The 13,597-nt window shown below is 68.1% G+C and carries 15 protein-coding genes; 10 read left to right on the top strand and 5 right to left on the bottom strand.

The window, feature by feature from the left end; translation table 11 throughout:
- Window positions 1-3: 3 nt before the first annotated feature.
- The 6 genes from ACWPXK_RS07975 (at window position 4) to ACWPXK_RS08000 (ending at window position 4,979) form a co-directional block, all read left to right on the top strand.
- Window positions 4-1,956, top strand: coding sequence for a vWA domain-containing protein (locus ACWPXK_RS07975; protein WP_454195320.1), 1,953 nt, complete (start codon window positions 4-6; stop codon window positions 1,954-1,956).
- Between the two features lie 79 nt (window positions 1,957-2,035).
- Window positions 2,036-2,374, top strand: a complete 339-nt coding sequence (locus ACWPXK_RS07980) for a hypothetical protein (RefSeq protein ID WP_454195321.1) — start codon at window positions 2,036-2,038, stop codon at window positions 2,372-2,374.
- Window positions 2,375-2,922: 548 nt separating this feature from the next.
- On the top strand, window positions 2,923-3,315 hold the full coding sequence (locus ACWPXK_RS07985; RefSeq protein ID WP_454195322.1) for a hypothetical protein: 393 nt from the start codon (window positions 2,923-2,925) through the stop codon (window positions 3,313-3,315).
- Window positions 3,305-4,123 (top strand): hypothetical protein, encoded by an 819-nt coding sequence (locus ACWPXK_RS07990; protein WP_454195323.1) that lies wholly within the window; start codon window positions 3,305-3,307, stop codon window positions 4,121-4,123. Before ACWPXK_RS07985 ends, ACWPXK_RS07990 begins: the two co-directional genes overlap by 11 nt.
- A complete protein-coding gene (locus tag ACWPXK_RS07995; protein ID WP_454195324.1) occupies window positions 4,120-4,596 on the top strand; it encodes a roadblock/LC7 domain-containing protein in 477 nt (158 codons plus the stop codon). Before ACWPXK_RS07990 ends, ACWPXK_RS07995 begins: the two co-directional genes overlap by 4 nt.
- 11 nt (window positions 4,597-4,607) lie before the next feature.
- On the top strand, window positions 4,608-4,979 hold the full coding sequence (locus ACWPXK_RS08000; protein WP_195131950.1) for a hypothetical protein: 372 nt from the start codon (window positions 4,608-4,610) through the stop codon (window positions 4,977-4,979).
- A 98-nt stretch (window positions 4,980-5,077) separates the two neighbouring features.
- Here ACWPXK_RS08000 and ACWPXK_RS08005 read toward each other — a convergent pair whose 3' ends face one another.
- Entirely contained in the window at window positions 5,078-6,043 is a 966-nt protein-coding gene (locus ACWPXK_RS08005; RefSeq protein WP_454195325.1) for a helix-turn-helix transcriptional regulator, read from the bottom strand.
- Window positions 6,044-6,131: 88 nt separating this feature from the next.
- Here ACWPXK_RS08005 and ACWPXK_RS08010 point away from each other — a divergent pair, with 88 nt between their 5' ends.
- Window positions 6,132-6,773: a TIGR03086 family metal-binding protein gene (locus ACWPXK_RS08010; protein ID WP_454195326.1), complete on the top strand. Its 642-nt coding sequence runs from the start codon at window positions 6,132-6,134 to the stop codon at window positions 6,771-6,773.
- A 190-nt stretch (window positions 6,774-6,963) separates the two neighbouring features.
- Here ACWPXK_RS08010 and ACWPXK_RS08015 read toward each other — a convergent pair whose 3' ends face one another.
- From ACWPXK_RS08015 to ACWPXK_RS08030, 4 genes are read right to left on the bottom strand one after another with little or no spacing between them, the layout of a single operon-like run.
- Window positions 6,964-7,938 (bottom strand): glycine betaine ABC transporter substrate-binding protein, encoded by a 975-nt coding sequence (locus tag ACWPXK_RS08015; RefSeq protein WP_454195327.1) that lies wholly within the window; start codon window positions 7,936-7,938, stop codon window positions 6,964-6,966.
- Window positions 7,935-8,702: an ABC transporter permease gene (locus ACWPXK_RS08020; RefSeq protein WP_454195328.1), complete on the bottom strand. Its 768-nt coding sequence runs from the start codon at window positions 8,700-8,702 to the stop codon at window positions 7,935-7,937. Before ACWPXK_RS08020 ends, ACWPXK_RS08015 begins: the two co-directional genes overlap by 4 nt.
- Window positions 8,699-9,901, bottom strand: coding sequence for an ABC transporter ATP-binding protein (locus ACWPXK_RS08025; protein ID WP_454195329.1), 1,203 nt, complete (start codon window positions 9,899-9,901; stop codon window positions 8,699-8,701). Before ACWPXK_RS08025 ends, ACWPXK_RS08020 begins: the two co-directional genes overlap by 4 nt.
- Window positions 9,898-10,545 carry an ABC transporter permease gene (locus ACWPXK_RS08030; protein WP_454195485.1) on the bottom strand — a complete coding sequence of 216 codons (648 nt, stop codon included), beginning with the start codon at window positions 10,543-10,545 and terminating at the stop codon, window positions 9,898-9,900. The genes ACWPXK_RS08025 and ACWPXK_RS08030 overlap by 4 nt, the downstream gene beginning before the upstream one ends.
- Before the next feature lie 198 nt (window positions 10,546-10,743).
- Here ACWPXK_RS08030 and ACWPXK_RS08035 point away from each other — a divergent pair, with 198 nt between their 5' ends.
- From ACWPXK_RS08035 to ACWPXK_RS08045, 3 genes are all read left to right on the top strand, one after another.
- Window positions 10,744-11,346, top strand: coding sequence for a CHAP domain-containing protein (locus ACWPXK_RS08035; RefSeq protein ID WP_454195330.1), 603 nt, complete (start codon window positions 10,744-10,746; stop codon window positions 11,344-11,346).
- 205 nt (window positions 11,347-11,551) lie between these two features.
- Window positions 11,552-12,679, top strand: a complete 1,128-nt coding sequence (locus tag ACWPXK_RS08040; RefSeq protein ID WP_454195331.1) for a hypothetical protein — start codon at window positions 11,552-11,554, stop codon at window positions 12,677-12,679.
- A 180-nt stretch (window positions 12,680-12,859) separates the two neighbouring features.
- Window positions 12,860-13,573: a DUF1906 domain-containing protein gene (locus ACWPXK_RS08045; protein ID WP_454195332.1), complete on the top strand. Its 714-nt coding sequence runs from the start codon at window positions 12,860-12,862 to the stop codon at window positions 13,571-13,573.
- Window positions 13,574-13,597 lie beyond the last annotated feature (24 nt).

Here is a 13,597-nt window from a genome sequence, read left to right on the forward strand (position 1 = left end):
ATCGTGACCTCCGCCGATCGCTACTCCTACGGGCCCTATCACGAAGGGCCCGATCCACTGGCGCCTCCGCTGGACCTGCGGGAGGCGCTGGACCGGATCGGGCGCGAGGTGATGGAGGGCAGTTCGCCGCGCAGCGCATTGCAGGAGCTGTTGCGGCGCGGCACCAGCACCATGCCCGGGCTCGAGGAGCTGACCCGCCGAGTGTGGCAGCGCCGGTCGGAGATCTCCCGGCGCCACCGGCTGGACGGCACGTTGCAACAGGTCCGCGAACTGCTGAACGAGGCTCTGGACGCCGAGCGCGGCGCCCTGTTCCCCGATCCGTCCGATGACGCCAGGTTCGCCGAAGCGCAGCTGGACGCGTTGCCGTCGAGTACGGCCGCGGCCGTCAACGAACTCGCCGACTACCGCTGGCGGTCCGAAACCGGCCGGGAGAACTACCAGAAGATCCGCGATCTGCTCGGCCGGGAACTGCTGGAATCCCGTTTCCAGGGCATGAAACAGGCCCTACGCAACACCACGCCGGAGGACGTCGAGCGGGTCGGACGAATGCTGTCCGACCTGAACGACTTGCTCGCGGCCCATGCGCGGGGCGAGGACACCGAGCGGCGATTCGCCGATTTCATGGCCGAGCACGGCGAGTTCTTCCCCGAGAACCCCCGCGACACCGAAGAACTGATCGATGCGCTCGCCTCCCGCGCCGCCGCCGCGCAACGCATGATGAACTCGATGTCCGAGCAGCAGCGGGCGGAGCTGTCCGACCTGATCGGCCAGGCGTTCGGCGACGCGAGCATCGCCCAGCAGGTCGCCGCGCTGGACGCGAATCTGCGGGCGCTGCGTCCGGGCGAGGACTGGGTCTCCGGGCGGCAGTTTCGCGGCGAGGACCCGTTGGGTCTCGGTGCGGGCGCGCAGGCCCTGCAGGATCTCGCCGAACTGGACGCGCTCGCCGAGCAGCTCGCCCAGTCCTACCCCGGTGCCAGGTTGGAGGACATCGACCTGGACGCCCTGTCCCGTCATCTCGGCGAGGAAGCGAGCGTGGACGCGGGCCGGCTGGCCGAGTTGGAACGGGAACTGCGCAGGCAAGGTCTGTTCGAACGCGGGCAGGACGGCTCGCTTCGATTGACGCCCAAGGCTTTACGGCGACTCGGCGAGGTAGCGCTGCGTGATGTCGTCGGGCGGTTGCGGTCTCGGCGCGGCGAGCGGGACACGGCTTTGGCCGGTGCGGCCGGCGAGCCGACCGGTGCGGCGCGAGCGTGGCGGTTCGGCGACACCGAACCGTGGGACGTGCCGAGGACCGTGCGCAACGCCGTGCTGCGATCGGCGTCGACGGGCAGTCGCCGTGTCGCGCTGGACGTTTCCGACGTCGAGATCATGGAAACCGAGCAGCGGTCAAGGGCGGCCGTGGCGCTGTGCGTCGACACCTCCTGGTCGATGGTGCAGGACGGCAGATGGGTGCCGATGAAGCGCACCGCCCTCGCCCTGCACCAGTTGATCGGCACCCGGTTTCGTTCCGACGCGCTGGGCGTGATCACGTTCGGCCGGTACGCGACGACGGTCGACATCGGCGAACTGACCGCGCTGGAAGGCGTGTGGGAGCAGGGCACCAATCTGCACCACGCACTGCTGCTCGCCGCGGCGCACCTGCGCAGGCATCCGGACGCCGTGCCGGTCGTGCTCGTCGTCACCGATGGCGAGCCCACGGCCCATCTGGAGCCGGACGGCGAGGCGTACTTCAACTGGCCGCCCGAGTCGCGCACCCTGGCCGCGACGATGGCCCAGGTCGACGCCTTGGCCAAACTGGGCGCGTCGGTGACGGTGTTCATGCTCGGCGACAACCCGAGACTGGCCGCATTCGTCGACCTGATGGCTCGCCGCAGCGGCGGCCGCGTCGTAGCGCCCGACCTCGACGGTCTGGGCGCGGCCGTGGTGAGCGACTACTTGCGCGGGAGACGTGGCTGAAGGACTTCGCACGCGGCTCATCGCAAGGGATTCCGGCCAGATGCGGGACGGCGGGGCCGGTTGGCTCTACACTCGTCGCGTGTCTGTTCGTCGGCTGGTCGCTGTGTCCCTGTTCGTCTTGTTGACCCCGCTCGGGGCTGCCTGCACGGCAGAAGGGCAGGGCACGAAGACCGACTGCGCGGTGAGTGGTTGCACGGTCACGTTCGCCCGGGGTGTGGACGCCAAAGCGAGCATCCTGGGCATCGAGGCGAAACTCGTCGCGGTGAACGGCAATGTGGTCACCCTTTCGGTGGGTGGTCAGGAGGTCACCGTTCCGGTCGGGGAAACCCAGTCCGCGGATGGGCGCACCGTTACGGTGCAGGAAGTCACCAACGACAAGGTCGTGGTCAAACTCTCCACCGGCATCACGGGCGGCTGACGTCCTCCGCTCGTTACCCGCGGACCTCGATTCGCCCTGCCGACACCGAGTCGGTAGCTGGGCTCAGGGACCAACTGGCCCATTTCGGATGGAACGGGTCCGCCGCGCCTGAATCATGCCCGCTGTGCGGTCGGTCGCGCAGCCAGGAGCCGTGGCGCGTGGCCGATCCGGCAGTTGCTGCGCGATGACTACAAAACGTGGCGACGCCATGCCGGACCTACCCCGGCGGGCGAAGGGCGGCAAAGCCATGCGTCACCGCTTATCCCGCGTACGGTCTCGACCACGAGAGTCGGCGATGTCGCGCGTTGGTCGAGCCGGAACAGCTGAGCGTCCGTTTCAAGGATTCGCGTTCTCGTGCCCGTCGGCAGCAAATGAAAACCGAAAGGTATTGAATACCAAGAGGTATTGAATACCGAAAGGTATTTCTTACCTTCTGCCAGCGGAAACTATTTTTACCGGAAATTTCTCCCGTAATTGCTGTACAGCGCTCGGCTGTCGTGTGTAGCGTCTGGAACCCGTAAACACCCGCAGATGACGAGTGGTGGCGCGTGATCGGTATTGACGGCTGTCTGAAACGCATCATGGATATTCCCGGTGCGCGCAGTGTGACGTTGGTGGACGGCGCGAGCGGCCTGGCGATCGCCGCGGCCGGGGTGCACGAGCTGGTTGACCAGCACGAGGACGCCGCGGCCACCACCGATGTGGTGCGCGCGGTGCTCGGCTGCTCCGCGCTGTCCACCGGACACGACGGCGACGACGTCACCGAAATCATCGTCTGCGGGACGAGTGGTTATCACCTGTTGAATCTGGTGAACGGCGACTTCGACGGACGGCTTTTCGTGCACGTGTTGTTCGACGAGGACACCGGGAATCTGGCGATGGCGCGATTCCAGCTCCGGGGAATTCTCGCCGAATTGGCTGAGGACGGGCATGGGTGTTGAGCTCGCGGTCGAATTGCGGCGACTGGAAAAGGAAGGACGCACCGGCGTGCTGCACGCCGCCGACGGCGCGTTTCATCTCACCGACGGCGCGATCGTCTCCGCCGACTGTGGCCGCACGACCGGACTGGACCGGTTGGTGATCGAGGCGGGCGTGGCGACCGCCGAGGACTGGCAGCGTGCCGGATCCGGAGACCCCGGCCGCGTGCTGGGGCGGCCACGGCTGGAAACCCTGGCACTGCTGTCGGTGTTCGATGCCGCCTACTTTTTACTGGCCTCACCCGCCGTCCCAGAGTTCCGGCCCGCGCCGCCACACTGGCTCGCGCCCGTCTGTCACATCGCGCCGCGTGCGCTCGTGCACGAGTGCGCGCGGCGCGGCGATCCGGAGTGGGGGCCGTGGCCGGCGGAACTGGTCGACCGCGCCCCCGTCGTACCCGTGCGCCGTGTGCGACGACGGCGCGTGGTACTCACCGGCGGCCAAGCCGAGGTGCTGGCCGCCGCCGATGCCCGGCGCATTATCGCGGAGATCGGCCGCGAACTCGGTCGCACCACCTATGGCTGTCTGATGGCGGTGCGGGATCTGACCGCGGCCGGGCTGATCGAGCAGCCTGTCGCGACGCCCCCTCCCGTCGAACCGATCAGGCCTGCCGAGCCGGTAGCGGTAATTCCCGTAGCGGCCGGGGGATCTGGTCGGCTTCCTCGACGCCGAGTCCGGCGGCCGGAAGCATCGGTGCCCGTCCCGGACCGCTTGGAGCCGCCGGACCGTGACCTACTCGTCCGCCTGCGGGCGGCTTTGGAGGAGCTCGCGTGATCACGCGGAAGAAACGGCTCGGCGAACTGATGGGAAGGTTGACCAAGGTGGGGATGTCCGGACCCGAACCGAACGCGGCGGTGCTGACCGAACTGAAGGCGCTGCGCGACCGCGTCCCTCGGCTCACCGGCGCGCTGGTGGCGTCCAACGACGGGCTGCTCGTCGCGCATGATCTACCCGCGCACATCGAGCCCAACGGGATGGCCGCGATGGCCGCCTCGCAGCTGGCGCTGTCGCACCGGCTGGCCGCCACCGCGCACGGCGGCGGGTTCAGCGAGGTCGTGGTGCACGGCACCGGCGGGCACGTGGTCATCTACGCGGCGGGCTGGACCTCGCTGACCGTGCTGGCGAGCCCCGAAGTGAACATCGGTCGGCTGCATCTGGAATCGCGTCCGGTAGCGCGCGCGATCGCCGACCTTCTGACGCCGGTGGCGAACGACTCCGGAAAAGAACAGGCAACGAAAACCCACTGAAAGGAACGGATATGTCCAATATGGATCTGGCCCTCAAAGACATGATGGTGATCGATGGCGCGATCGGCGCCGCCGTCGTCGACTACAACAGCGGTATGGCCCTCGGGATGCTCGGTAGTTCCAAGTCCCTGGATCTCCAGGTCGCCGGCGCGGGCAACACCGAGGTGGTGCGCGCCAAGCTGCGCACCATGGACCAGCTCGGGCTCAAGGACGACATCGAGGACATCCTCATCACGCTGTCCGGCCAGTACCACATCATCCGGCCGATGACCGGCCGCAAGTCCAAGGGCCTGTTCCTCTACCTCGCCCTGGACCGCGGCCGGGCAAACCTGGCTCTGGCCCGGCACCGCCTCAAGGGCATCGAGGAGGACCTGGAAGTGTAATCCCCTCGCCCACCCGATGTCGGTGGCGAGTGGCACATGGCTGCGGCGAACGTCGAGTGGCTATCTCCATGGTGTGCCGCTCGCCGCACCTCACTATGTCATTTCGCGATCGCGTCGGCGTACCGCCGAGCCAGGGTGCGGAGGTGGGCGACGAGTTCTGGTGGACCGTCCACGCGGAAGTCCATCATCAGCATGGACAGGTAGATGGCGATGGTCTCCAGTGCGTCCGCGCCGGTGTAGAGCACGCAGGTGTGGGCGTCCACGGGTTCGACCACGCCGACCGCGGGATTGATGCGGGCGATCACGACGTCGGCGGGGGCGAGCACGGTGACCCGGGCATGGACCTTCCAGCCGGTCGTGGCGATATGGCGCATGACGAAGGCGACGAGATCGTCGTCGGGAAGCGAGCGTGCGGCGAAGCGGCGAGGGTTCGCCTCGGCCCGAGTGATCCGGGCGACGGGAATCGCACGCCAGGAATGGTTTTCGACACCATAGGCGACCAGATACCAGCGCCGCTGCCAGTTGATCAGCCGGTACGGCTCGATTTCCGTGGCGGGTTCGGCGCTCTGCTCGATGCTGACCGTCGCGCCGTCGCGGATGGCGCCCGCCAGGGTGGTGAGGACGGCGGCGGGAACCGGGGCGTCCGGCTCCCGTGACCCGGTTGTCGCCGGGCCGATCGCGGTGGCCTCCCGCAGCGCGGACACCTTGCGCTGCAAGCGTTTCGGCAGTATCTGGTCCAGCTTGCCCAGCGCCCTCGTGACGTGCTCGGCGATATCCGCGATGCCGGTGGAGCCGTCCTCGGCGAGCCCGACCGCGACCGCGACGGCCACTGCCTCGTCGTCGTCCAGCAGCAGGGGCGGCATGGTGGTGCCGCGCCCGAGCCGGTAGCCGCCGATCGCGCCGCGTTCGGCGTGCACCGGGTAGCCCAGCTCGCGCAGCCGCTGGATGTCGTTGCGCAGGGTGCGGTCGGTGACGTCCAGGCGCTCGGCCAGTTCGCGGCCGGTGTGCGCGCGGCCTTGGAGGAGTGCCAGCAACCGCAGCAATCGTGTAGTGGTCGAGGCCACTTATGCCTCCTCTGAAACTAGGAACGAAATTAGCCTAATGGCCCCATAGGCTGATGTCAGCAACGAAAACGATCCGAAGGGCTCCGACATGAACGCCACCACCCCCGCGACCTTGCTCCCTGTTTGGCGGGACGTGCTCGCCGACTCCTACCGCGCGCTGGAGACCGTCGTCGCCGGTGTCCGTGCCGACCAGTGGCAGCTGCCCACTCCGTGCTCGGATTGGGATGTGACGCAGGTGGTTCAGCACGCTGCGGGCGATCAGCTGGCGTACGCGAAGTTCCTCGGTATCGGCGACGGTCCGGCAGACAATCCGTTCGCGCCCTCCGGCGCGATCGACGGTTCTCCGTCGAACCTGGTGCGCGAGGCGATCGAGCAGACGTCCGCCGCGTGGGCCACCGTCGAGGACGCCACCGGGACGGTGCCAACGCCGCTGCCGCACGGCGCGCTCGCCACTCCGGTCGCGGCGGTCATGTGCGCGCTGGACGCGGCGGTGCACGCCTGGGATATCGCGATCGCCACCGGTCAGCCGTCGCCGTTGACCGACGAGCTCGCCACGCACCTGCTCACCGCGGCACGCACCCTCCATCCGGCCCCCGGCGGTGGCGAGGCGGCCGAACTCGTCGAACCGCTGCGTCAGTGGGGCGCCTATGCCGCGATCGTGGCCGGTCAGGCGGACGACACCGCCGTCGCAGCGCTGCTGCGATACTTGGGTCGCGATCCGCGCGCCTGAGCCGCGGAGCACGGCTCTGGTGGGGCCTCGGCGCCTTCAGCAGCGTGCGCTGGGTGCCCAGAACGCGTCGCCCGCAAGCACCTGCCGGTTACCGAAACACTGGGGCGACGCAAATCGCGGTGGTTCCGCACTGCGAATCGTCGCAAGCCAGGGCCCGGACGGAGGCCCGTTCGACGCTGTCAGGTAAGACTCAGCGGGCGGTGACGAACCCCTGGGCGACCATCCAATCCCGCGCCACCTCGGCCGGTTCGCGTCCGTCCACGTCGACCTGGCGATTGAGTTCGGTGATGGCCTCGTTGGTGAGGCGCTGCGAGATCGGCGCCATGATCGCGGCGATCTGTGGATGTTCGTCGGCGAATTCCTGGCGCATCACCAGCGCCGCGTTGTATTTCGGGAAGAAGCCGCGATCGTCTTCGAGCAGAACGAGATTCAAGGCCGGAATGCGCCCGTCGGTGGCGGCGACGGAGCCGAAGCGGCACTGTTTGCCGTCCGCGGTGGCCTGGTAGACCACGGGGTCCTGGACGATCTGCTTGCGCACCTTGCTCGCGTCGATCTCGTATTTGCGGGCCAGGCCGGGGAACCCGTCCTGCCGGACATTGAATTCGGTGCCGACGCAAATGGCCGCTGCGGCCGGGTCGGCGTCGACCAGCCGGGCGTAGTCCGACAACGTGCGCACCCCGGTCTCCCGCGCGGTCTGTGCGCTCATGACCAGCGCGTAGGTGTTGTTCATCGGCGCCATCGCCGTCCACACCATGCCGTGCTCGGCGAGATCGGCGGCGCGGACCGCCTCGAACTGGCCGATCTCGTCGGGCACCGGCGTCTCGTTGCCCAGATAGTTGATCCAACCGGTGCCGGTGTAGTCATAGGCGATGTCGATCTGACCGTGCAACTGGGCGTCGCGCACGCTGTTGGAGCCCTGGATGTTGGTCAGATCGCGCACGTCGGCACCGGCCGCCGACAGGGCGAATTCGATGAGGTATCCGAGGATGTTCTGCTCGGTGAAGTCCTTGGAGCCCACGGTGACGCGCACACCCTCCAGTTCGGGCACCGGGCGGATGCTGCCAGGACCGACCCGCAGTGGCACCGCGGTGCCTGATTGCAGCCCGCATGCGGCCAGCAGTGCCAGCCCCAGCACGAGCGCGAACGTGCGCCACACCCGGGTCATTTCAACCCCCTCGGCCCGAGGAACTCTTCGGCGAGCGCGCCGAGCCAGTCCACCAACAGCGCCAGCGATACGGCGAGCACCGCGCCGACCACCAAGGTGACGTTGTCGCGCAGTTTGTATCCGGTGTCGATCAGAATGCCGAGCCCGCCCGCGCTCACCAGGAACGACAGCGTCGCGGTGCCGACGGCGAGTACCAGTGACGTGCGCAGTCCGGCCAAGATGTAGGGCACGGCGAGCGGGAATTCTATGCGGCGCAACACCGTCACCGCGGACATTCCCTGACCGCGTCCGGCATCGATGAACGTCCGGTCCACCTGCTGGTAGCCCAGGATGGTGTTGCGCAGCACCGGAAGCAGCGAATAGAACGCGATTGGCGCCACACCGATCCAGAAGCCGGTGGTGCGAGTGGCGAGATAGAACAGCACGATCAGGCCGATGGCGGGCGCGGCCGCGCCGATATTCGCGATGCCGACGAAAATCGGTGCAAGGCGGCGGAATCCGGGCCTGGTGAGCAGGGTGCCGAGCGGAACGCCCACCGCGACGACGATCAGCACCACCGTCGCGGTGATCAGCAGGTGCTGGCGGGTGACGGTCGCGATGTTGCCCGCGCTGAGACTGGCCTGCTGCGTGACGGTGAGGTCGCGAGCGAACGCCCACACCAGCACGCCCGCGGTGAGCGTGAGAACGAGCACGGGCTGCACGAACAGCCGGATGCGCTCGGCCCTGCGCTGGGTCGCGGGCGAGGCCGCGGCGGTGGTGGTCATGGTGCGTCATCCGTCGATGAGGCACGGTCGCCGCCGTGTTCGGCGCGCAGCGCAGACAGGTGTGCGACCAGGGTGTCGATCGTGATCAGCCCGACGTACTCGCCGCGCGTTCCGGTGACCACCGCGGTCGCGCTCTGATGGGCCAGCAGGGCTTCGAGGGCGTCCTGCAAGGTCGACTTCAGCGACAACGTCTCTTGCAGCGGTGAACCGATCCCGTGCAACGAGTCCGCGTGCGCCAGTTGCTCGGCCGAGACCCAGCGCAGCGGCCGGCGCTGGCGGTCGAGCACCAGCGCCCACGGCCAGTCCCGGCCCGTGAGCGCGCCGCGCAGCTCGTCGACCGGGTCCTGGTCGATCGCGGTGGGGCATGCACCGAGTTCGACGTCCTCGACCCTGGTCAGCGTGAGCTGCTTGAGCGAGGCATCCGCGCCGACGAAACCGGCGACCGTCTCGTCGGCGGGGTCGGCCAGGATCGCGGCGGGTGTGTCGTACTGCAAAATCCGGGATTGGTTGCCCAGTACGGCGATTCGATCGCCGAGCTTGACCGCCTCGGTGAAATCGTGGGTCACGAAGACGATCGTCTTGCCGAGCTCGCCTTGCAGGCGCAGCAACTCGTCCTGCAACAGTCCCCGAGTGATCGGGTCGACCGCGCCGAACGGCTCGTCCATCAGCAGCACGGGCGGATCGGCCGCCAGCGCCCGCGCCACCCCTACACGCTGCTGCTGGCCGCCGGAGAGCTGACGCGGGTAGCGGTCGCGGAAAGTGTCCGGGTCGAGGCCGACCAGCTCGAGCATCTCGTCTACCCGCGCCGCGATCCTCCGCCGGTCCCAGCCGATCAGGCCCGGCACGGTGGCGACGTTCTTCGCGACGGTCAGATGCGGGAACAGGCCCGCCTGCTGAATCGAATAGCCGATGCCGCGCCGGAGTTTGTCGGGGTGGATCGTGGCGGCGTCGCGTCCGCCGATCGTGATGGTGCCCGAGGTGGGCTCGATCAGCCGGTTGATCATCCGCATGGTGGTGGTCTTGCCGCAGCCGGACGGTCCGACCAAGACCACGATCTCACCGGCGGGGATGGTGAGCGATACCTGGTCCACGGCCGGATCTCGTTGACCGGGATAGTGTTTGGTCACCGAATCGAGCACGATCTCGACGCCGGAGACGGCTGCTTCGGCTTCGTCGCCGCGGGTTTCGGTGTCCGTCACGCCATTCCCCTCGAGGTGGTGAGCCGCCCGACGAGGACGTAGATCCCGTCGAGCACGAGTGCGAGCACGACGATGAGGATCGTGCCGGTCAGAGCCTGCGGCACCGCGTTCGGGCTGCCCAGGCGCGCGAGTCCGGAGAAGATCAGGTTGCCCAGGCCGGGGCCTTTGGCGTATGCCGCGATGGCGAGGATGCCCATGATCAGCTGTGTGCTCACCCGCATACCGGCCAGGATCGCCGGCCAGGCGAGCGGCAGTTCGATGCGGGCGAGCACGCGCAGCCGATTCATCCCGACGCCGCGTGCCGCGTCGGTGACGGCGGGGTCCACCGAAGCCAGTCCGATGATGGTGTTGCGCAGGATCGGCAGCAGCGCGTACACCACCAGCGCGGTGATGGTCGGTGCGACGCCCAGGCCGAGGACCGGGATCAGCAGGCCGAGCAGCGCGAACGACGGAACCGTGAGCACCGCGCTGGCCAGCGCGGTGGCAACCGAGGAACCGAATCGGCTGCGATAGACCAGTATTCCGAGCAGCACCGACACCGCCGTGGCCAGCAGCACCGATTGCACCACGGCCGAGACGTGCAGGTAGGAGTCGACGAGCAACTGGTGCCGCCGGTGCACGACGAATGTCCAGAGCGTGTCCAGGGCACGACCTCCCCATCGGCTGGTCTCTTCGGAGACTATCGCGGTTTCCGCGGTGCCGGAAGCGATTCCGGCTCGTACGGGTTGCCCGCCCGTACGGTAATCGAAACCAACCGTATGGTGCCGGGAACCATTCGGGGCTTTCGTGCGTCGAACTTCATAAGACCGAGAATCGATGCACAAGGCCGAACCAGGGGAGCGATGACACAACAGCTGCGGTCGCGGCACGGCTCGTGGATCGCGCTCGCCTTGGTGCTGCTCGCCTTGGCGGGCGCCGGGATTGCCGGGAGCCTCTGGTGGCAGCAGCGGTCGGACAGCGAGGCTGTCGTGGGTGAGCGACTCACCGAGTTCCCCAGGCTGGATCGTTCGAGGCTCGACCCGGCCCAGGCGGGAATCGTCGCGGTGGCCGAGCGCGAGTTCAGCGATCCGGGTGCGGGCACGAAGTACGCGGAGGGCGTCGACGAGGCGTGGTGCGCCGATTTCGTCAGCTGGGTCCTGCGCGAGGCGGGTGCGCCGCTGGCCAACCCGCACTCGGGCTCATGGCGGATTCCCGGCGTGTACACGCTGCAGGAGTACTACGAAAGCGCGGGACGGTTCGTCCCGGTCGGGTCGGACTACCAACCGCGCACCGGTGACGTGCTGCTCTACCGGGAGTCCAGCCCGTTCGGGCAGCACACGAACATCGTCCTGCGAGCCGACGCGGGCCAGGTGACGACGATCGGCGGGAACGAGTTCGACGAGGTGCGCATCCATCGATTCACCCTGGCCGACGTGCCCGGCGTGGTCGGCTTCGGGCGATTGTGACCAGTCACTACCAGCGCGCGAAAATCCACCCGATAAGCGGGTGAAACAGCGCGCCGGATAGTCCTACGATGGAGTTGGCGGCGCCCGGCAGCGCCGTCGCCGATCCCCGCCCTGCTTCCCCCTCATCGGCAGGACGGGGATCTCGGGTGGGGTATCACGTACCGTGTCGGTTGTCCATCGAGAGCTGAGGGTTTCGGAACTACTGATGCAGCCGACCGACGAACCGCGTAGTGAGCCGGCCTGGATCGACTATGCCGAATTCGGCGAGCGTTTCGTCAAGCACGCCGTGACCGCGGCCCGGATCGAATCCGCCATCTCCAGCATGGCGGGCCGCGGGCTGACCATCGGCCCGGTGTCGATCGGCCCGGCCGGGCTCGCCGGTTTCGTCGCCGAGGGCAAGGTCGGCACGCCGCAGGTCCTGCGCAGCGGCCCACAGGTGACGTTCGAGGTCACCGTTCCCGTGTCGTTGACGCTGAAGGTACTGCTCGGTGGCCGGAAACTGCGGCTGGAGGCCAGGGTCGAGGTCGATCTGACGCTGCACGCCCGCACCGCGGAACCCGTGCTCATCGTCATCGATATCCCGCCGATCACCCAGCGTGACATCAGCTTCGTGTTGCGCGCCCAGGCGGTGGAGTCGGCCTGGGAGTGGCTGCTCGACCCGATCGCCGGAGTGGTGCAGCGCGAGGTCGCCTCCCGGGTGAACGCCATGCTGGCCGATCCGCACACTCGCCGCAATCTGGTCTTCGACATCGACGCGATGGTCAGTGGCACTCGCTCGGCGCACCGGGACTCCGCCGAGTTCGACTGGATCTGCTACGACGAGTTCGGTCATCGGTTCTTCTCCCACATCGTGACCCGCCAGCGGGTGTTCGACGTGGTGGAGCGATTGGCGGGCAGACCGATCGAGGTCGGTCCGCTGCGGACCGGACCGCGGGGCGCCGCGACGGTGACGGTCCGCGGAGCGGTGCGGATCCCGCGGCTGGCGGACCGCTCGGCCGAGCCGGTCGCGTTCGACCTGACGCTGCCGGTGAGTCTGGATATCACCGTGGATGTCTTGAAAGCCAATCGCTATCGTGCTGATGTGGAAGTGCCGTTGGTGCTCACCGCTCGAGCGGCCGACCCGTTGCTGGTGGTGATCGACGTTCCGCCGCCGGATCCGGCCGACGTTCGCATGGAGTTCACCGCGCACGGCGCCCGCGCGGCCACGCTCGGTGCGCTCGCGGGGATCAAGAAGCAGGTCGTGGGCCAGGTCGTCGCGGTGGTCCGCAAGGAACTGGCCAACTCGTCGATGCGAACCATCGACGTTGCCGCGCGGATCGACGGCATCGCCTGACAGTCCGCCGCTCCAGAGTGGGTCATGTGACCAATGTGAAATATGTGTCTCCTGGGTCTAGCGGTTCCCTTGTGAATATGGTGAAATGAGTTCACGTTCGAGGCTCCCGGCGCGCGATGGATAGGGGAAGGTGCGCCGGGCACGCTGCCATCCAGGCCGGGTTGCGCGAAGGAGTCCACGATGCGTTCTCATTCGGTATCCCGGCGAGACTTGTTCGTCTACGCGGCCGCGGCGGCCGTCGTCGGAATGACCGCCGGTGCGGCTCCGGCCTCCGCCCGGCCCTCGCTCGGCACCCTCGTCGATTACGCGGGCGGCGTTCCCTCGGCCGCGGCGATCAAGGAGGCGGGGCACCTCGGCGTCATCCGCTACGTCTCCGATCGCAGGCCTGGCGCCGAGTGGATGGCCGGCAAGCCGCTGCGCGTCGCCGAAGTCGACCGGCTGAAAGAGGCGGATCTGCGGATCGTGTCGTGCTACCAGTTCGGCAAGGGGCCGACCGCGGACTGGCGTGGCGGGCTGGAGGCGGGCAAGCGGCATGCCGAGCGAGGACTCGCGCTGCATCGCGCCGCCGGCGGCCCGGACCACGCGCCGATCTACGCCTCCATCGACGACAACCCCTCGGCGGTCGACTTCGCCACCATGATCGCGCCGTACCTGCTGGGCTGGGAGGCCGTGCTCGGCAAGGCGAGGACCGGCGTCTACGCGAACGCCCCGACCATCGAGCTCGCTACCGCCGCGGGGCTGTGCTCCTGGTACTGGCAGCACGATTGGGGCACGCCGGACGGTTTCGTGCACCCCGCCGCCCACCTGCACCAATTCGAAATCGACAAGCGATCCATCGACGGGGTGGGCATCGATCTGAACAATGTGCTCGCGCCGGAGTACGGGCAGTGGTGATCGCGCACCGCCCCCGCTTGCATT

The sequence above is a fragment of the Nocardia sp. Marseille-Q1738 genome, from assembly GCF_965283145.1.